The organism is Oryzomonas rubra, assembly GCF_008369015.1.
GTDB classification, from domain to species: Bacteria; Desulfobacterota; Desulfuromonadia; order Geobacterales; family Pseudopelobacteraceae; genus Oryzomonas; species Oryzomonas japonica.
In genome coordinates, this window is the sequence record NZ_SRSD01000001.1 from 394,457 (window position 1) to 411,801 (window position 17,345).

Here is a 17,345-nt window from a genome sequence, read left to right on the forward strand (position 1 = left end):
CTCCCCCTATATGCTCATATTCTTGACGGTCCCCTTGTGCAGGAACAGGTCGAAGGTCACCTTGGTGCCGATCAGCGAGGTAAACAGGTTGATGATGACACCCAGGCTGAGGGAAACGGCAAATCCCTTGACCGGACCGGTGCCGAACTGGAACAGCACCGCCGCCGTGATCAGGGTGGTGATGTGGGAGTCCATGATGGTCAGGAAGGCCTTGTCATAACCCGCATCCAGAGCTGCCTTGGGGCTTTTTCCCAACGCAAGCTCCTCGCGGATGCGCTCGAAGATCAGAACGTTGGAGTCAACCGACATACCGATCAGAAGGACGATAGCGGCGATGCCCGGCAGGGTCAGGGTTGCCCCCATGGCCGCCAGGGCCCCCATCAGGTAGATCACGTTCAGCACCATGCCTATGTTGGCCACCATGCCGGACAGCTTGTAGTAGATCGCCATAAAGACAACGACCAGAACCACCCCGATCAGGCCGGCCATCAATCCCTTGTTGATGGAATCCTGTCCCAGGGAGGGGCCGACGGTCACGTTCTGAATGATCTTGACCGGCGCGGGGAGCGCCCCGGCGCGGAGCACGATGGCCAGGTCGGAGGCGGTTTTTTCGGTGAAGTTGCCCGATATCTGGGCACTGCCGCCGGAGATGCGTTCCCGGATGACCGGAGCTGAATAGATGTTGTTATCCAACACGATGGCAAAGCGCTTGCCCACGTTGGCGGCGGTCACCTGATCGAACAGCTTGGCGCCCAGGGAGTTGAAGTCAATGGCCACATAGGGCTGGTTGAACTGGGAGTCGATGCGCACCTGGGCGTCGGTCAGCAGATCGCCGGTGATGAGCGATTTTTTCTGCAGCACGTAGGGCACTTCGCTGACGGCACCGGTGGCCGCATCCACGGACTTCTCTTTCATGATTTCAGCATCGTCGGGAATGGTGGCCGCGGAGGGAGGGATATCCTCACGAACCATCTTGAACTCAAGCCGCGCCGTGCGCCCGATCAGTTCGATGGCGCGCTGCGGGTCCTTGATGCCGGGGAGTTGCACGACGATATGGTTGATACCCTCGCGCTGGATGATCGGCTCGGAGACGCCAAACTGGTCTATCCTGTTCCTGATGGTCTCCAGGGCCTGCTGTACCGCCTTGTCCTTGCGGTCCTGGGCGTCCTTTTCGTTCACCCGCAGGCTCAGGGCGACAAAACCGCCTTCGTCGTGGAGAGGACTCTGCTCATAGGTGGGGTACTTGTCCTTGAGAAGCTTCTGCACCGCATCGGCAGTCCCCTTTTCATACAGAACCACTGTAACCGCGTCGGAGCCGGTCCGGCTGATTCGCTTGAAATGGAGGTTCTTTCCGGTCAGCGTGTCCTCCAGATCGGTGGCCACGATATCCAGGGTACCTTCGACCGCCTTCTGGGTATCCACTTCGAGCACCAGGTGCGTGCCGCCCTGAAGGTCAAGGCCCAGATGAATCTTGTCCTTGGGAAGCACACTCCACCAGGATGGCAGTTTGGATACCAGGGTCGGGGTCAGGTAGAGAAACGACAGCAGGACGAAAATGCCTATAAGGCCAATACGCCAGCCAATTCCTTTCGGCATGAGGCTCATTCTCCCTTCGATGTAATTGCATTAAATACCGTGTTGCACTTCGTGCCCTGTTACGGCTGTAACATCCTATCTAGTCTTTCTTTATGGTTGCGACATAGCTCTTGGTGATCTTGATGTTGACGCCGGGCGCAACCTCCATGGTCACAATGGTGTCGTCAACCGAGGTAACCTTGCCATGCACTCCGCCGGCAGTGATGATAAGATCGCCCTTTTTGAGGGCCTCCAGCAGGGTTCTGTGTTCCTTGGCCTTCTTCTGTTGCGGGCGAATCAGCAGGAAGTAAAAAATGCCGAACATCAAAACCAAGGGAATAGCCTGCTGAAAAGCGGCCATTCCACCCGCCTGCCCTGTTGCTCCCCCTGGGGGCCCTGCCATCGCAAACGCTAATCCTAACATCTAGCTCTCCTCCTTTTTTTGAACGTGATTATCCGTTTGGCTACCGTAAAAGTCCCGGCGGAACTCAGTGAAGCGGTTTTCCCGAATCGCCCCGCGCATCCGGCGCATCAGGTCGAGATAATAATACAGATTGTGGTAGGTATTCAACTGGGAAGCCAAAATTTCTCCGGCCCGGTAAAGATGCCGCAGGTAGGCGCGGGAATACGTGCGGCACACATGGCAGCCGCATGCCGGATCCAGGGGTCCCCCGTCCTCCTCGTACGCCTTGGCCTTGATGTTGATCCGCCCTTGGCTGGTAAAGAGCATGCCGTTTCTGGCATTGCGGGTCGGCATGACGCAATCGAACATATCGAAGCCGTGCCACACCGCCTCCACCAGGTCCTCCGGAGCGCCGATCCCCATGATGTACCGGGGCGCATCTTGCGGCATGAGCGGGGCACAGGACTCCATCACCCCGTACATCTGCTCCTTTTCCTCCCCCACCGAAAGCCCGCCCAGGGCGTAGCCGTCAAAGCCGATGGCGCAGATTTCGTTCAGGCTGCGGGCGCGCAGGTCGTGATGCATGCCCCCCTGGATAATGCCGAACAACTGCTGCCCCTCCCGGCTGTGGGCCTCCTTGCAGCGTTTCGCCCAGCGGGTCGTCATCTCCAGGGAGCGGCTGACGTAGTCGTAATCGGCAGTTGCCGCAGGGCACTCGTCGAAACACATGATGATGTCCGCCCCCAGCGCCTCCTGGATCTTGATGGAAAGCTCCGGCGTCAGCACGTGATAGGAGCCGTCCAGGTGCGACTGGAATTTGACCCCCTCCTCGCTGATCTTGCGCAGTTCCCCCAGACTGAAGACCTGGAAGCCGCCGCTGTCGGTGAGGATCGGCCCCGACCAGTTCATGAAGCGGTGCAGGCCGCCCAGCGTCTCCACCAGCCGGTGGCCGGGGCGCAGATACAGGTGGTAGGTATTGGACAGGATGATCTGGGCGTGAACCGCCCACAGATCCTCGGGGGTCATGGCCTTGACGGTGGCGTTGGTGCCCACCGGCATGAAGATCGGCGTTTCAATCTCACCATGGGGTGTTTTCAAAGAGCCGAGGCGCGCCCCACACGAGGCGTCGCGGTGAATAACGGAAAAAGTGCCGGACACACGCCCTCTCATATCAGTAACATTGCATCGCCGTAACTGTAAAATCTGAAACCGCGGGTAACGGCCTCCCGGTAGGCGTCAAGAACGAACTCCCGTCCGGCAAAGGCAGACACCAGCATGAGCAGCGTCGATTCCGGAAGGTGAAAATTGGTTATCAGGCCATCCACCACCCGGAAGCGATAACCGGGGTAGATAAAGATATCGGCCTCACCGGCACCGGCCCGAATGCGACCGTCGTCATCGACGGCAAATTCCAGCGCCCTGGCGCTGGTGGTGCCGACCGCGACCACCCTCCCCCCCCGCTCCTTCGTGGAACGGATGGCGTTGGCGGTTTCAGGGGAGATTTCATACCATTCCCGGTGGATGCGGTGTTCTTCCACCTGTTCCACCCGCACCGGCTTGAAGGTCCCAAGACCGGTATGCAGGGTCAACCGGGCGCTGCCCACCCCCTTGGCCGCCAGCGCAGCCAGCAGTTCACGGGTGAAATGGAGACCGGCCGTGGGTGCGGCCACGGCCCCAGGGGTGGAGGCGATGACCGTCTGGTACCGTTCCCGGTCCTGCACATCGTCATCGCGCTGAAGATAGGGGGGGAGCGGAATATGCCCCTCCCGATCGAGCCACGTATCGAAGGGTTCGGCGCCCGAAAATGCCACCCGCCACGACTCCGGCCCCTGACGGGTGATCACCCGTGCGGTCATTCCGGCGGCAAGCAGGATCGGTTGCCCTTCCTTGAAACGTTTCGAACCGCGCAGGAGGCATTCCCACTCTCCGCCATCGGCTGATAACCGTTTCACCAGGAAGAGTTCCACACTCCCGCCGGTTACCTTGGTTCCGAACAGCCGGGCAGGAATGACCCGCGTGTCGTTCATCACCAGCAGGTCGCCGGGACGCAGATACTGCCCCAGATGGGCGAAAACATCCTCACCGATCGTTTTTGAGCTGCGGTCCAGCAGCATCAGACGCGACGCATCACGCTTGGGAGCGGGGTAGCGGGCGATCAGTTCCTGGGGCAGATGGTAATTAAAATCTTTGACGAGCATAACAGTACGACCGTTCAGCGAATGCCAGAGAGCTTTTTCAGTTCTGTGCCGGGATAGTAGTAGGAAAGAATCTCGGCGTACGAAAATCCTTCCAAGGCTCGTTGTTTGGCGCCCCACTGGCAGAGCCCCACGCCGTGCCCATTGCCTAAGCCGGAAAAGACCGCATCACCGTTAACAACCCTGACGGTGAAATTGGTACTCTTGATGACCCCGTAACCGACAGCCTTGCGGAACTGGTCGCCGGTTATGGCGATATCGCCCCGTTGAGCCACGGCAATGACGTTTTTCAACCGCCCCCGATTGTTGCGGGCCCCGCCCCGGATATCCGTCAAGCCTGCTGCCTTGAAACCGGCGGCCCTGAGCCTGCCCTCCAGCTCTTTCAGGGGCAGCCTCTGGTCCCAGGAACTGGACGACGACAACAGGCAGTACTGGCAATCGACACCTTTGAGATAGGGGATGCTTGCCCCCCACACATTCTCCGCCGCCTCGGTTTTGCCGCCGCAGTTGGAATGATAAAATGCCTGAATGACGGCGCCTTCGTATGTCAGCACCTCGCCGGCTGTTTCGGAAACCCCTCGCCGGGCACGGCTGTCCTCGATCTCGCAGCCGTTATACACCTGGTCGATAACCGATGATTCGAGATGGTACAGCGCATTGCGCCGGGCCTCTCTCCGGTTGATGGCATAGGTTCTGGCGATCACCGCCTGGGCCTTGATCGCTTCGATCGGCCAGGCGGAGGATATCTCGCAATTGATCAACCCGACGAGGTAGTCTTCGAGGGGCAACTCGTTGACGACCACCAACCCCTTATCGTTAAAGCTTATCTCGGCTATCCCGCGGTACGGTTTCCCATTGATCTGGACCGCCGAAGCCGCCGAGAAGACCAGCCGGCGATAGGTGACACCATCCACCGCCACCTCACCACGACTCGCCTTGACAGTCACCGGGGCTTTCACGGCAACTGCGGCGCCGCTTTCCCTCACCGCCAGGAGGCCTTCGCCGTCCACGGTGACACCTTGGGCGTTCTTGGCGATTGCGACCCTGATCGTATCTGACGAAAGCGCGGCATCACTCTTGCGCCCCGCTGAAACAACAAAGGCCGTGACAATCAAAAATCCGACCAGGAATATGCGTATCTTTATCAGTTGCAAAACTCGATGATAAGACCACATAAACGGGCTTCCTGTCAATTTGTTTTAATGTCCGGCCACTGTGGGGCCGTTCCGAAAATTTACCGTTGTAAAGTGGCGGGAGACTGGTTACACTGACGCCGCAATGACTCATCACGACACCACCATATCACTGTTTCGTCCAACACGGCCCCAATCACCTTCCGGCAGGGGACGCTGGTGAGCACACTCCTCTCGATCAAAAACCTGAGCACCTGTTTCAGAACCCCACACGGAGTCCTGACGGCGGTCAACGACGTCAGCATGGAGGTCGACAGGGGAAGCACCGTTGCCCTGGTGGGCGAATCGGGATCGGGCAAGTCATTGACCGCCCTCTCCATCATGCGGCTCATCCCCTCGCCAGGTTTCATCCGCTCCGGCGCGATCACCTTCGACGGGACCGATCTCGTCCCGCTCCCCGAGGATGCCATGCGTTCCATCCGGGGCAGCAGGATATCCATGGTATTCCAGGAACCCATGACCTCACTCAACCCGGTCCTGCGCATCGGGGAGCAGGTTGGGGAACCGCTCCGGCTGCACCGGGGCATGTCTCGCCGCGAGGCGGCCGAATACGGCGAGGAGTTGCTGCGCAAGGTAGGGATACCGTCCTCCGGCGACCGTATGCGCGACTATCCCCACCAGTTGAGCGGCGGCATGCGCCAGCGGGTGATGATCGCCATGGCCCTGGCCTGCAACCCGGCGCTCCTGATAGCCGACGAGCCGACGACCGCCCTGGATGTCACTATCCAGGCCCAGATTCTTGAACTGATCGACTCCCTCCGGCAGTCGGCGGACATGGGCATCCTGCTGATCACCCACGATCTGGGCATTGTGGCCGAGCGTTCGGAAAGGACCTGCGTCATGTATGCCGGCCGTATCGTGGAATCGGCGCCGACACACGAACTTCTCGGCACCCCCCGGCATCCCTATACCGCTGCGCTTCTGGCGTCCCTTCCCCAGAACGCGCAACCGGGACAGCCGCTTACTACCCTTCCGGGGCAGCCTCCCGGTCTGACGAAAGAGCTGTCCGGTTGCGGCTTCTGCGAGCGCTGCCCCGTGGCCTCCCCCCCATGCCGGACCCAGGTCCCCGAGCTGGAGGAGGTTTCTCCCGGACACTACGTACGCTGCTGGAAACGCCTATGACACCGAATCAGTCACTTCTCAGCGGAATAAAGCTCCGCAAACAGTTCCGGGTCAGTGCCGGACCCGCCTCGCAAACAGGGCTGCTCACCTCGGTTGACGGGGTTGACGTGGAGATCGCCAGGGGTGAAACCGTCGGTATTGCCGGTGAGTCCGGGTGCGGAAAATCGACCCTGGGCAAGATACTGGCCGGCCTTATGCCCCCCGACGGGGGGGAGGTCCGATACTGCGGCAGGGCGATCCACACGCTCCCTCCGGCGGAACGGGAACGATTCCGGCGGCGGACCCAGATGATCTTCCAGGACCCCTTCTCCTCCCTGAACCCGCGCATGCGCATCGGCGACTCCATCGCAGAACCGTTGATCATTGACGGAGGCAGTTCACGGCAGGCGATACGCGCAACAATGCTGCAGCTCTTGGAAACCGTCGGTCTGAAGGCGGAGCACGCCAACCGCTTCCCCGACGAATTCTCCGGCGGTCAGCGCCAGCGCATCGGCATTGCGCGCGCCTTGGCCTCGTCGCCCGAGATCATCATCGCCGACGAACCGGTTTCCTCCCTGGACATCTCCATCCAGGCCCAGATCATCAATCTTCTCCAGACCATGAAGTCCGAACACCACCTGACCATGGCCATCATCTCCCACGATCTTTCGGTCCTGCGACACATCTGCGACCGGGTGCTGGTCATGTACCTGGGGGTGATCGTCGAGAGTGCGCCGGCAGCCCGACTCTTCCAGCAGTATCAGCATCCTTATAGCGAGGCGCTGATCGCAGCCATCCCGCGCATCAGCGGCCAGCCGGGACACACGGCGGTCGTTCTTGCCGGCGACCTCCCGTCTCCCCTGGCCATCCCCTCGGGATGCCGTTTTCATCCCCGCTGCCGTTATGCCGTCGAACTGTGCCGCACCACACCGCCGGCGCTGGAAGAAAAACGGGCCGGCCACTTTGCGGCCTGCCACCTGAGTAAGGACATCTTTCCCGGCTGACCGGCGTCATTCCTTTGGGTATTATTAATCCTCCCCCCCTTTTACCCTTGACAGCATAGAAATCAATATATATATTTTTTCAATATTTATTCATGCGAGGCACACTGATGGAATTTAATATCAATAAGCAATTTGCCGCTGAGGCGGAGGTTTTGAAGGTACTGGGCCATCCGATCAGGCTCAAGATCGTGGCCGGCCTCTGCACCCAGGAATGTAATGTGAAACATATCTGGGAGTGTCTCAACCTGCCCCAAGCTACGGTATCCCAACACCTGGCCCTGTTGAAGCATAAAGGGATCATCGAAGGTAAACGGGAAGGGGTCGAGGTGCACTACAGCGTCATTCACCCCCTGGCCAAGAAGATCATCGCCGCACTGTAGCAACTCGGTTTCAAGCCGGTTTCAGTATGAGGTACATCACCTCATAGGTAGCAGGGATTTGCCCGTCCACAAGGAAACGCCGCCGGTAGGCCTCGGACATATCGTTGAGAATCCCGCGCCACCCGAGCCCCCCGGTGCCGCCCCGCGACGCCGTTCCGGCGCCGATGCCCTTGATGGACGAGAGGAGCCCCGGCACGTCGGGGTGATACTCCATCTCGATCTCGCTGGTCACCAGCGCCTCCCCGGCGCCGAGCCGCTCCGCCGCCTGCCGCACCGCCTCAATCCCCATGAAACGATGCAGACGCCCCATACGCGGGTCGTCTCCCGACGTACGCCGGGAGAGCGCCTCGCGGTAGCACTCCTGCAATTCCCACAGCGTCGTGCCTCCAAAAAAGGCCAGGGCGATCACTCCATCCCGTTTGACCACCCTCCGGCATTCTTCGAGACAACCATCCAGGGAATCGAGCCATTGCAACGTCGATGCGGAGACCACAAGATCGAACGAGTCCTCCCGGAAAGGGAGATGCTCCGCGTCGCCATTGACAAGCAGGCACTCCTTACCCCCCTTGGCGCCGGCGTGGACGAGCATATTGAAGGCCAGGTCGAGCCCGCAGCACATGGCGTCTGGGTAGCGTCGCTTCAGAGCGCCCACCAGCGCCCCGGTGCCGCAACCAATATCCAGCGCGGTGCGGGGTTCCTCTTTGATATGCGCCTCCAACAACTCCATAAGGCGCCGCACCACCCGCTGTTGCACGGAAGCGAACCGGTCGTATGCATCAGCATGCCGGTGAAATGATCTGCCGACCTTGCGCCTGTCAAACACTGCCCTGCACCTCCCGGCAGAAATCAGTAAGACGGGCATTTACCGCGTCGCAATGGGTCAGGAATGGTGCATGACCGCAGCCGGCATATGTCACATGGCGGCAGGCGGGTATCCGTTCCGCCATGTAGGCCGAAGCCGGAGCGGGACAGATCGGATCGAGTCCGCCGCTGATCACCAGGGTCGGCAGGTCGATGGCTGCAAGCTCTGACCTCACGTCGGCCTCCGCGAGCGATGTCAGGGATTGAAGCGCCACCTCCGTTTCCGGAGCCGGTATCCCTGCCACCAGGGCACGAATCTCGTCCGCGCGGTCATTCCCGACCAGTTCGCCGGGGGCGAACATGCGTGCGGCAAACCCCTCAAGGGCCCGCTTCAGGTTGCGCCGGACCTTGAGGGCCATGCCCTCGGCCTCAACCGGCGCGAGCCCATGGGGAAAATCCTCCCGGGAGGTGAAGCAAGGCGTGCCGCAGATCAGTGCCAACCCGTCCAGCCGTTCCCTGAGCAGGGGGACTGCGCTTATGGCCACCTGGGTGCCCAGGGACCAGCCCGCCAGGATGGCGCCATGCAGGTCGAGATGGCGGAAAAGCGCCGCAAGGTCTGCAACGTAGGTCTCACGGCAGCATTCGGCGGAGCCGTGTGGGGAATCCCCGTGACCGCGCAGGTCCGGGGCGATCACGCGGAAACCGTCAGAGAGCCGGTCGAGCTGGAAGCGCCATATGGCAGAGGACATGCACCAGCCATGGATCAGTACCAGGGCAGGTCCCTGCCCCTGCTCCCGATACCAGAGGCGTTCACCGCCACAACCTTCATACCACGGCATCAGATAACCCCCAAACGCCGGCCGACCGCAATGATCCGCTCCGCAGCCCAGATCAGGTCGTCGCTGCCATGGGTCGCCATGAGGGTAAAACGGAGCCGGCAGGCACCGGCAGGTACGGTGGGGGGACGTATCCCCTGAACATACACCCCTTCATCCAACAGCATCTCGGAAAACCTCATGGTGGTGTCGGCCTGCCCAGTCACGAGCGGTACGATCTGGGTTGCGCCATCGGGGAGCGTAAAACCGGCCGAGCGCATGCTGTTTCTGAACAGGTCGCTCTTGCGGCGGAGCTGCTCCCGCCGGTTCGCCCCTTCCGGCGACTGCACCAGTTCGATGGCCGCCAGGGACGCAGCCAGAACCGACGGCGGCAGGGAGGTGGAAAAGATAAAGCTGCGGGCTCGATTGAGCAACAACTCCCGCAACTCCTGCGAAACAGCGGCATAGGCGCCGTAACTCCCCAGGGCCTTGCCGAAGGTCCCCATGAGGACATCCACACCCTCCGTGATGCCCAGCATCTCGGCGGTCCCCCTCCCCTGCTCGCCGAGAACCCCGCTGCCGTGGGCGTCATCCACCATCAAGAGCGCCCCATGGGCGGCTTTGAGCCCGACCAGTTCCCTGAGCGGGGCAATATCGCCATCCATGCTGAAGACGCCGTCCGTAACGATCAGGGCGCGCCCTGAACCCCGCTGTTTTTCCAGCAACCGGGCCAGGGCGTTGTGATCGTTATGGGGATAGCGCACCAACCGGGCGCCGGACAGAAGCGCGCCGTCAATAATACTGGCATGGTTGAGCCGGTCGGAAAAGATGATGTCGCCGCGCCCGGCCAAAGCCGAAATGATACCGGTATTTGCGGCATAGCCGCTGTTGAAGAGCAGCGCAGCCTCGGTGTGTTTGAAGCGGGCAACCGCGGCCTCCAGGCGTTCATGCAGTTCCATGGTGCCGGACACGAGCCGCGAGGCACCGCTCGAAACGCCAAACTGCGTTGTTGCGTTGACCGCGGCCTCGATCAAGGCCGGATGGTCGGCAAGCCCCAGATAGTTGTTGGAGCAGAGCAGCAGCAGCTTTTTACCGTCCATCTCCACCCACGCCGATTGGCGTCCCTGGATAAGATGCGTCTTGCGGTACAATCCCCGCTCCCGAATCTGTTCCAACTCTTGCTGAATAGAAATTTCCACAGCACCTCCAATAGTCAACCAGTGCAAGTGCATGGGTTGACAAATGTGACAAAAAAACAGATGGAAAACGGTGCGGTCAGCTCACCAAACCCATGAAGCGCACCGGGCTCTAACCAAGGGGCAGGGCAAACGTAAAGGTCGTCCCTTCATCCTGACAACTTTTGAAGGAAACCTTGCCCTTGAGATAGCGTTCTCCGAACAGCTTCATGCTGTACGTGCCGATACCGCGACCCGTCAACGATTTTGTGCTGAAGGAGCGCTTGAACAGTTGCAACTGCACCTCCGGCGGGATGACACCCCGGTTGTGCACATCAATGGTTACCCAGGCGCCATCCGTATCTGCCGAAAGGGTCACCACGCCTCCCACCGGTGTAGCCTCAAGGGCATTCAGCGTCATGTTGCCGATGATCCGCCGCAGGATGGCCGCGTCGGTGGCAACGGTGCAATCGGGCCCGTCCTTCAGCACTAGGTTCCTGCCGGGCGTTTTATCGTGGTAGTCGAACAGCCGGGTGGTTTCCTGTAGTACCGTCCGGATGCTTACCGGGGATACTTCCGGCACAAACTCCCCCTGTTCCGCTTCCAACAGGTTGCGTTGCCCCCGAATCTCGTCCAGCAGATTTTCCGATAGTGCCACAAGCCAGGCGACATACTCAGTCTGCACGCGCTCCGGCACATCCTCCTGTTCCGCCAGGAGGGAGGCCAACCCATGAATGCCGCCCGTCGTGTTGATGACGTCGTGAAAAAAAAGGCGTTCCAGGACCTGACGACGCTTTTCACTGCCGATATCCTGGAGCACCACTACGGTGAACTTCTGGTCATGGATCTGCAGTGGCGTTGTCGTTGCCTGCATATCGAGGGCAAGAGTCTGGTCTCCCCGCAAGGTGACCAAGCACTCCCGCACGATCGGCCCGCCGCTTTCCTGGCTGTTTAAAAGGGCAAGCACAACGCCGCATACGGAACAATAGTCCCCCGTACCGCACCCGCCGGGAAAATCGCCGGCATGGACGCAGTTAAGCGCTTCGCCGAGGCGCTTGCCTATCAGCACGGCATCGTCGGCAGTCCCGATAAGCTTGAGCACGTTACGGTTCAAGGCCACGATCTGCCGCTGTTCGTTCACCAGCATCGCGTAGCCCGGCATGGCCTGGATGAGGGTATCCACAATCTCTTCACGGAGAACGGCGCGCCGCTGTTCCGCCAGAACCTCGTTGGAAGCCCGTCCGGCAGGGGCAAACCGGGTCACGGGAAGAGCCGAATGTTCGTCTGTCATGAACCGCCCTCCTACAGACAGGAAGTAAGTCCGCGCTCCGCCAGTTGTTCGACAACCTTTTTCACGTCCTGGGCCCGCTCACGATCGCATACTAACAGGGCATCGGGGGTTGAAACCACCACCAGCCCCTTGACCCCGACCGTGGCCACGACCTTGCCATCGGCGTAGATCAGGCAATCGGTCGAATCGATCGCGACATGGCCCGCGGCATTGATGCACACCGTACCGGAGGCATCCGGGGCAACCACCTCGGGCAACGCGCTCCAGCTCCCCACGTCGCTCCATCCCATTTCGACCGGCACCACCTGCACCTTGGAGGACTTTTCCATAACGGCATAATCTATGGAAACACTTTCAATCGAGTCGTACATCGCCTTGATCTGCGCTGCCAGGTCGGAGAGTTCCCACACATCGCTGGTAAACGAGATTCCCGACAAGGCCCTCCCCAAGTCGGGCAGATAGAAGGCGATTTCACTCAGGATCGTATCGCAGCGCCAGATGAACATCCCGCTGTTCCAGAAAAAATTTCCCTCGTCCAGATAGCGGATCGCCTGTACAAGGGGCGGCTTTTCCACGAAGCGGCGCACCGGGAACGGTCCGTCGCCCCGCAGTTCCAGATCGGCCTCGATATAGCCGTAGCCGGTCTCGGGGCGGGATGGCATGATACCCAGGGTCACCAGGTAACCATTGCGCGCCGCATGACCGGCATGGACCAGGGTTGCCCGAAGGCTCTCCTCGTCCTTGATGAAATGGTCCGCAGGCAGGACCGCCATGATCCCGGTCGGGTCATGGGCGGCAATGATGGCGGCGGCGAGCCCGATGGCCGGGGCGGTATTCCGGGCAGACGGCTCGGCGATGACATCGATGGGCACATCCCGGTACCGGGAGAGTTGCAGTTCGGTCTCTTCGGCCTGAATCTGGTTGGTGATCACCAGGATGCGTTTGGGATGGAGCGGCAGCACCCGCTCCACCGTCCGCTGGAGCATGGTCCTGTCCCCGGTGATGGAGATGAGCTGTTTGGGACGCGCAGCCCGGGACAGGGGCCAGAAACGGGTGCCGGAACCTCCGGCAAGGATCACGATGTACACGAAGAGCCCCTTCCTTACTTGTATTGAATGCGGTCTATGAAGTCGGCCACTTCCCGGGCCAGGCTGCCCAGTGTCTCGCTGGTGTCGAAGACATCCCACAGGGTTTGACGGAAATAGGCGACCTCCTGGCCGGTTGCGCCATCGTACAGTGTTGCCGTGATGGATATGCGGAAGCGCCCGATCCTGGTAAAGCGTCCCTTCAGCACAAGCGTCGTCCCGGTTACCTGACCGTCGCGAGCCACATCCTGATAGGTATGCCGTGAGCGGACGTAACGTTCTATCTGCTCGGCAAATTCCGCCGGCATCTGGGCATAGCGCCGTTCGCGCTCGCCCATGCGCCCTTCCGGGACGCTGGTGTACAATTCGCGATTCAGTTCGAAGTTGCGGATGACCAGGGATTTATAGGTTGCCATCGGTTGCTTGTTGGTGACCACCTCCTCGTCCACAACCGTCGTGGATGTGGTGGCGCAGGCCGGCAGCACCAGCAGCAAAAAGATGATAGCAATATATTTTGAATAGTTAGGCATACATAACCGCAGCAGAACGTTAAGAGGCATCGGGCAAAGAACAACGGTTGTAATCATCATCAAAACGGACGATATCGTCTTCACCGAGATACTCGCCGCTCTGCACCTCGATGATTACCAGAGGGATCTTCCCCGGATTTTCCAGGCGGTGGTTCTTCCCGATCGGGATAAAGGTGGATTCGTTGACATTGACGAAAAACTCCTCATCGCCACAGGTGACCTTGGCAATGCCGGATACGACGATCCAGTGCTCGCTGCGGTGGTGGTGTTTCTGCAACGACAAACGTTGTCCCGGTTTGACCTCGATGCGCTTGATTTTGTAGCTGGCATTCTCATCCAGTACAACGTATTCACCCCAAGGGCGTTCTCCCCGTTCCATGAACATCTCCCTGTAAACAGTTATTTTCTCAAGTTCAAATACGACCGCAGCGCATCCCGCCACGGCTGCGGCCGATAGCCGCCGTCACGCGCCAGCTTGCCGCAGTCCAGCGTTGAATAGAGCGGGCGCCTCGCCGGGCGGTTCAGCTGTTCGGTGGTCATTGCTGTGACCGTGACCGCCATACCCGCCTCCTGAAAAATGGCGCGGGCAAAATCGTTCCACGAACAGTACCCTTCGTTGGCGGCATGGTACACGCCCCGGCACCCCTTTTCCAACAGAGCCACAACGGCGTGGGCCAGGTCCACGGTCCAGGTGGGCGAACCGACCTGGTCGTCCACCACCGAGAGTTCATCCCGCTCTGAGCCTAAGCGCAGCATGGTTTCGACGAAGTTCTTGCCGTGGAGGCCGTAGAGCCACTGGGTGCGCACGATCAGGTGATCGGGGTTGACGGCCGCGTTCATCTCGCCGGCCAGCTTGGACTCGCCATAGACGCTGAGGGGGTTGGGGGCGTCGTCTTCCAGGTAGGGTGTGCCCTTGCTGCCGTCGAAGACATAATCGCTACTGATCTGGACCAGACGCGCTCCGATCGTGCGGCTCGCCATGGCCAGATGGCCCACCCCTTCCCCATTGACCCGCATGGCGGTTTCCTGATTGCTCTCGCAACCGTCCACGTCGGTGTATGCGGCGCAATTTATCACCACCGACGGACGTACCGCCGTGAGAACGCGTTCCACGGACTCCAGGGAGGTGATGTCGATCCCATCGATATCCACCCCCCGTCCCCGGTCGCCGAGCAGGGGCATCAAATCCCGTCCCAGCATGCCGTTGGCTCCAACCACCAGAATCATTGTTTGCCCCCGTATTGTTGTGTGTAGTATTCGCGGTACGCGCCGGAGGTGACCTCGGCCACCCACTCCTGATTGGCCAGATACCAGTCGATGGTCTCGGCGATGCCCCGCTCAAAGGTGTAGGCAGGCCCCCAGCCCAGATCGCGCTTCAGCCTTGAAGCGTCAATGGCATAGCGACGATCATGGCCGGGACGGTCCTTGACAAAGGCGATCAGGCTGCGATTCTCGCCGGCGGAACGGCCCAGCCGCGCATCCAGCAGGTCGCAGACCAGATGGACGATATCGATGTTCTTCCACTCGTTGTTACCGCCGATGTTGTAGACTGAACCGGGGGCGGCATGTTTCAGAACCGTCTCCACCGCCGCGGCGTGATCGCGCACATGCAGCCAGTCGCGCACATTGAGACCATCGCCGTAGACCGGCAGCGGCTTTTTGGTGATGATATTGTGGATCATGAGCGGGATCAGTTTCTCGGGGAAGTGGTAGGGGCCGTAGTTATTGGAACAACGGGTATTGAGGGTCGGCATGCCGTAGGTTTCGTGATAGGCCCGCACCAGCAGGTCCGCGCCGGCCTTGCTGGCCGAATAGGGGGAGTTGGCGGCCAGAGGGGTCTGTTCGGTGAAATAACCGGTCTCCCCCAGGGAGCCGTAGACCTCGTCCGTCGATATCTGGAGATAACGAAAATCAGGCACCGCCCCGGACTGCCAGTGTCGGCGGCTCTCCTCCAGCAGGACCTGCGTCCCCAGCACATTGGTGCGCACGAAGATCTCGGGGCCGGTAATGGAACGGTCCACATGGGATTCTGCGGCAAAATGAACCACCGCATCGGCCGACCGTTCCTTCAGAATGGTCGCCACCAGGGAGGCATCGCAGATGTCCCCCTTGATGAAACGGTAGCGGGGGTTGTTCTCCACTGCGGTCAGGTTTTTCAGATTGCCCGCATAGGTCAGGCAATCCAGATTGGTCACATCACAGCCGGGGTTGGCGGCGATGAAGGAATGGATGAAGTTTGAACCGATGAAACCGGCGCCACCGGTCACGAGAAGGGATGTGGGCTTGAATGGCATCTCGGCAGTTCTCCTCATTGAAAAAAGGTATTAACCGAAAAAATGTACCATATTTGCCGGCGGTCTGCGAATAAAAAATACTCGCCGGACCAGCGACAGAGCCCGACTCTTGCCCGTATCATGATATTAGTATATAGAAACAGAGACCATATCTCAACAAAGGAGGGAAAACATGACGACAGCAACCTGCCGTTGCGGCGCAATCACTCACAGCCACATGTGCATGCTCAGAAGCAACGGAAAAACAGAGGAGATCGCGCGCATCACCACCGACCCAAAGTTCTACTGCTTCACCTGCGGCGCCGAGGCCAACTGCGCCGAGAATCTCTGCGAACCTGCGCCCATCGAGGCCTAGGAGACGTTAGGAACGCCGCTTCCCTCCTTCTTTGTCCTGGCAACAGGAAGAAGGAAGGCCCCCCGTGGCAGCCAACAGGACGGTCACGGCGTTGCAGACCTCATCGACGGTGATGTCCCGCATGCACCGGGCAGCGATGGGGCATGGGGGCGTGGTGCCGAAGGTTGTGCAGGGGGAACAGGTGAGCCCCTTGTCGATCACCAGATGGCGATCCCCCCGCGGCGCCCATTTTTTCGCCCTTCCCGGCCCGAACAACGACACGGTCGGAACCCCTAACCCCACGGCAATGTGCAACACGCCGGAATCACCACTCACTAGCAGGGCACTTTTCTGAATCACCGCTGCGGTTTCGGACAACGAGGTCCGGCCCGCCAGGTTCAGCCCCGCCCCACCGGCAACGATTACCTTCCCCTGCCCTTCGTCCTCCCTGCCTCCCACCACGACAACCGCCATTCCCAAGGCGGCCAGCATCTCAGCTATTTTTCCGAATCTCTCCGCTCCCCAGCGCCGTTCCGGGATGCTGGCGCCGGGAAAGATCGTTACGAATGCCTTCTCTTTGATCTCTCTAAGAAGCGCGTCCCCTCGCTCCACCGCCTCGCGGGGAATGGCAAGAAAAGGGAAAGAGACCTTGCGCTGCGCAACGTCCAACGGCGTGAGCAGCCTAAAAAAGCTGTCGATCTCGTACTCGTCCTGGGAATAGGTGATGGGATGGGTAAACAGGCGTGCGCGCTCGTTGGTGGCATAGCCGATCAACACGGGCGCACGGGCCATGCGGGCGACCACGGCCGACAGGCGGTGCCACTGTTCGGTGTCGATAACCACGTCGTAGCTGCCACACAGAGCGCGGAACAACTCGGCTGGCCTGTCGTAATGGAAGACACGACGAATCTGGGGGGAGAGTCTGAAGATGGCGCTGTTGCGTTTTTCGGCGAGGACATCAATGGTTGCATCCGGGTATGCGGTCTTGATGGCGCTGATTGTGGGTATCAAGTGTACGGCATCGCCGATGCCGCCGGGACGAATGAGGAGGAATGAAGCGGGAGGCCCAGCCGGCAATCGTTGTGGAATAAACGCAGCAATCCGGACGGCAATCCTGCCGACGCACGAATCAAGCCCTTTGAGAAGTCGTAACTGGCCCACCGGCTCAA

Annotated in this window: 19 protein-coding genes; 4 read left to right on the top strand and 15 right to left on the bottom strand. The window is 60.2% G+C overall.

Translation table 11 applies throughout. The features are described 5' to 3' along the window. Nucleotides 1-6 precede the first annotated feature (6 nt). The 5 genes from secD to ET418_RS01825 all read right to left on the bottom strand — a co-directional run bounded on the left by secD (nucleotide 7) and on the right by ET418_RS01825 (nucleotide 5,348). Nucleotides 7-1,596 (bottom strand): protein translocase subunit SecD, encoded by a 1,590-nt coding sequence (gene secD / locus ET418_RS01805; RefSeq protein WP_149305858.1) that lies wholly within the window; start codon nucleotides 1,594-1,596, stop codon nucleotides 7-9. A 79-nt stretch (nucleotides 1,597-1,675) separates the two neighbouring features. Next, nucleotides 1,676-1,999 (bottom strand): preprotein translocase subunit YajC, encoded by a 324-nt coding sequence (yajC, locus tag ET418_RS01810; protein WP_149305859.1) that lies wholly within the window; start codon nucleotides 1,997-1,999, stop codon nucleotides 1,676-1,678. After that, nucleotides 2,000-3,148 (bottom strand): tRNA guanosine(34) transglycosylase Tgt, encoded by a 1,149-nt coding sequence (tgt, locus tag ET418_RS01815; protein ID WP_149305860.1) that lies wholly within the window; start codon nucleotides 3,146-3,148, stop codon nucleotides 2,000-2,002. Then, on the bottom strand, nucleotides 3,145-4,176 hold the full coding sequence (queA, locus tag ET418_RS01820; RefSeq protein ID WP_149305861.1) for a tRNA preQ1(34) S-adenosylmethionine ribosyltransferase-isomerase QueA: 1,032 nt from the start codon (nucleotides 4,174-4,176) through the stop codon (nucleotides 3,145-3,147). The genes tgt and queA overlap by 4 nt, the downstream gene beginning before the upstream one ends. A gap of 14 nt (nucleotides 4,177-4,190) precedes the next feature. Beyond that, on the bottom strand, nucleotides 4,191-5,348 hold the full coding sequence (locus ET418_RS01825; RefSeq protein ID WP_149305862.1) for a SpoIID/LytB domain-containing protein: 1,158 nt from the start codon (nucleotides 5,346-5,348) through the stop codon (nucleotides 4,191-4,193). Between the two features lie 177 nt (nucleotides 5,349-5,525). Here ET418_RS01825 and ET418_RS01830 point away from each other — a divergent pair, with 177 nt between their 5' ends. From ET418_RS01830 to ET418_RS01840, 3 genes are all read left to right on the top strand, one after another. After that, entirely contained in the window at nucleotides 5,526-6,488 is a 963-nt protein-coding gene (locus tag ET418_RS01830) for an ABC transporter ATP-binding protein (RefSeq protein ID WP_149305863.1), read from the top strand. Then, entirely contained in the window at nucleotides 6,485-7,471 is a 987-nt protein-coding gene (locus tag ET418_RS01835) for an ABC transporter ATP-binding protein (RefSeq protein WP_149305864.1), read from the top strand. The genes ET418_RS01830 and ET418_RS01835 overlap by 4 nt, the downstream gene beginning before the upstream one ends. 107 nt (nucleotides 7,472-7,578) lie before the next feature. Next, complete coding sequence (locus tag ET418_RS01840; RefSeq protein ID WP_149305865.1) at nucleotides 7,579-7,851, top strand: ArsR/SmtB family transcription factor; 273 nt, start codon at nucleotides 7,579-7,581, stop codon at nucleotides 7,849-7,851. 10 nt (nucleotides 7,852-7,861) lie between these two features. Here the strand turns inward: ET418_RS01840 and ET418_RS01845 are convergent, their stop codons facing one another. The 9 genes from ET418_RS01845 to rfbB all read right to left on the bottom strand — a co-directional run bounded on the left by ET418_RS01845 (nucleotide 7,862) and on the right by rfbB (nucleotide 15,842). Beyond that, complete coding sequence (locus tag ET418_RS01845) at nucleotides 7,862-8,674, bottom strand: methyltransferase domain-containing protein (protein ID WP_188055207.1); 813 nt, start codon at nucleotides 8,672-8,674, stop codon at nucleotides 7,862-7,864. Beyond that, nucleotides 8,667-9,491, bottom strand: a complete 825-nt coding sequence (locus ET418_RS01850) for an alpha/beta fold hydrolase (RefSeq protein ID WP_149305867.1) — start codon at nucleotides 9,489-9,491, stop codon at nucleotides 8,667-8,669. The genes ET418_RS01845 and ET418_RS01850 overlap by 8 nt, the downstream gene beginning before the upstream one ends. Next, nucleotides 9,491-10,666: an 8-amino-7-oxononanoate synthase gene (gene bioF / locus ET418_RS01855; protein ID WP_246152897.1), complete on the bottom strand. Its 1,176-nt coding sequence runs from the start codon at nucleotides 10,664-10,666 to the stop codon at nucleotides 9,491-9,493. Before bioF ends, ET418_RS01850 begins: the two co-directional genes overlap by 1 nt. Nucleotides 10,667-10,775: 109 nt before the next feature. Continuing rightward, nucleotides 10,776-11,933, bottom strand: coding sequence for a sensor histidine kinase (locus ET418_RS01860; protein ID WP_149305869.1), 1,158 nt, complete (start codon nucleotides 11,931-11,933; stop codon nucleotides 10,776-10,778). 11 nt (nucleotides 11,934-11,944) lie between these two features. Then, nucleotides 11,945-13,021 carry a mannose-1-phosphate guanylyltransferase gene (locus tag ET418_RS01865; protein ID WP_149305870.1) on the bottom strand — a complete coding sequence of 359 codons (1,077 nt, stop codon included), beginning with the start codon at nucleotides 13,019-13,021 and terminating at the stop codon, nucleotides 11,945-11,947. Nucleotides 13,022-13,035: 14 nt separating this feature from the next. Then, complete coding sequence (locus ET418_RS01870) at nucleotides 13,036-13,548, bottom strand: hypothetical protein (protein WP_149305871.1); 513 nt, start codon at nucleotides 13,546-13,548, stop codon at nucleotides 13,036-13,038. Nucleotides 13,549-13,567: 19 nt separating this feature from the next. Continuing rightward, a complete protein-coding gene (locus tag ET418_RS01875; RefSeq protein ID WP_246152898.1) occupies nucleotides 13,568-13,927 on the bottom strand; it encodes a cupin domain-containing protein in 360 nt (119 codons plus the stop codon). A 20-nt stretch (nucleotides 13,928-13,947) separates the two neighbouring features. Then, entirely contained in the window at nucleotides 13,948-14,775 is an 828-nt protein-coding gene (rfbD, locus tag ET418_RS01880; protein WP_149305873.1) for a dTDP-4-dehydrorhamnose reductase, read from the bottom strand. Continuing rightward, complete coding sequence (rfbB, locus tag ET418_RS01885; protein WP_149305874.1) at nucleotides 14,772-15,842, bottom strand: dTDP-glucose 4,6-dehydratase; 1,071 nt, start codon at nucleotides 15,840-15,842, stop codon at nucleotides 14,772-14,774. The genes rfbD and rfbB overlap by 4 nt, the downstream gene beginning before the upstream one ends. A 172-nt stretch (nucleotides 15,843-16,014) precedes the next feature. Between rfbB and ET418_RS01890 the strand changes: the two genes are divergently transcribed. Continuing rightward, a complete protein-coding gene (locus ET418_RS01890; protein WP_149305875.1) occupies nucleotides 16,015-16,197 on the top strand; it encodes a hypothetical protein in 183 nt (60 codons plus the stop codon). A gap of 6 nt (nucleotides 16,198-16,203) precedes the next feature. Here the strand turns inward: ET418_RS01890 and ET418_RS01895 are convergent, their stop codons facing one another. After that, complete coding sequence (locus ET418_RS01895) at nucleotides 16,204-17,187, bottom strand: glycosyltransferase family 9 protein (RefSeq protein WP_246152899.1); 984 nt, start codon at nucleotides 17,185-17,187, stop codon at nucleotides 16,204-16,206. Nucleotides 17,188-17,345 lie beyond the last annotated feature (158 nt).

Coding starts and splice junctions, on each gene's coding strand:
- rfbB (WP_149305874.1), bottom strand. CDS start 15,842: ATGCCATTCAAGCCCACATCCCTTCTCGTGACCGGTGGCGCCGGTTTC.
- tgt (WP_149305860.1), bottom strand. CDS start 3,148: ATGAGAGGGCGTGTGTCCGGCACTTTTTCCGTTATTCACCGCGACGCC.
- queA (WP_149305861.1), bottom strand. CDS start 4,176: ATGCTCGTCAAAGATTTTAATTACCATCTGCCCCAGGAACTGATCGCC.
- ET418_RS01860 (WP_149305869.1), bottom strand. CDS start 11,933: ATGACAGACGAACATTCGGCTCTTCCCGTGACCCGGTTTGCCCCTGCC.
- ET418_RS01850 (WP_149305867.1), bottom strand. CDS start 9,491: ATGCCGTGGTATGAAGGTTGTGGCGGTGAACGCCTCTGGTATCGGGAG.
- ET418_RS01870 (WP_149305871.1), bottom strand. CDS start 13,548: ATGCCTAACTATTCAAAATATATTGCTATCATCTTTTTGCTGCTGGTG.
- ET418_RS01825 (WP_149305862.1), bottom strand. CDS start 5,348: ATGTGGTCTTATCATCGAGTTTTGCAACTGATAAAGATACGCATATTC.
- secD (WP_149305858.1), bottom strand. CDS start 1,596: ATGCCGAAAGGAATTGGCTGGCGTATTGGCCTTATAGGCATTTTCGTC.
- ET418_RS01835 (WP_149305864.1), top strand. CDS start 6,485: ATGACACCGAATCAGTCACTTCTCAGCGGAATAAAGCTCCGCAAACAG.
- ET418_RS01875 (WP_246152898.1), bottom strand. CDS start 13,927: ATGGAACGGGGAGAACGCCCTTGGGGTGAATACGTTGTACTGGATGAG.
- ET418_RS01840 (WP_149305865.1), top strand. CDS start 7,579: ATGGAATTTAATATCAATAAGCAATTTGCCGCTGAGGCGGAGGTTTTG.
- yajC (WP_149305859.1), bottom strand. CDS start 1,999: ATGTTAGGATTAGCGTTTGCGATGGCAGGGCCCCCAGGGGGAGCAACA.
- ET418_RS01890 (WP_149305875.1), top strand. CDS start 16,015: ATGACGACAGCAACCTGCCGTTGCGGCGCAATCACTCACAGCCACATG.
- rfbD (WP_149305873.1), bottom strand. CDS start 14,775: ATGATTCTGGTGGTTGGAGCCAACGGCATGCTGGGACGGGATTTGATG.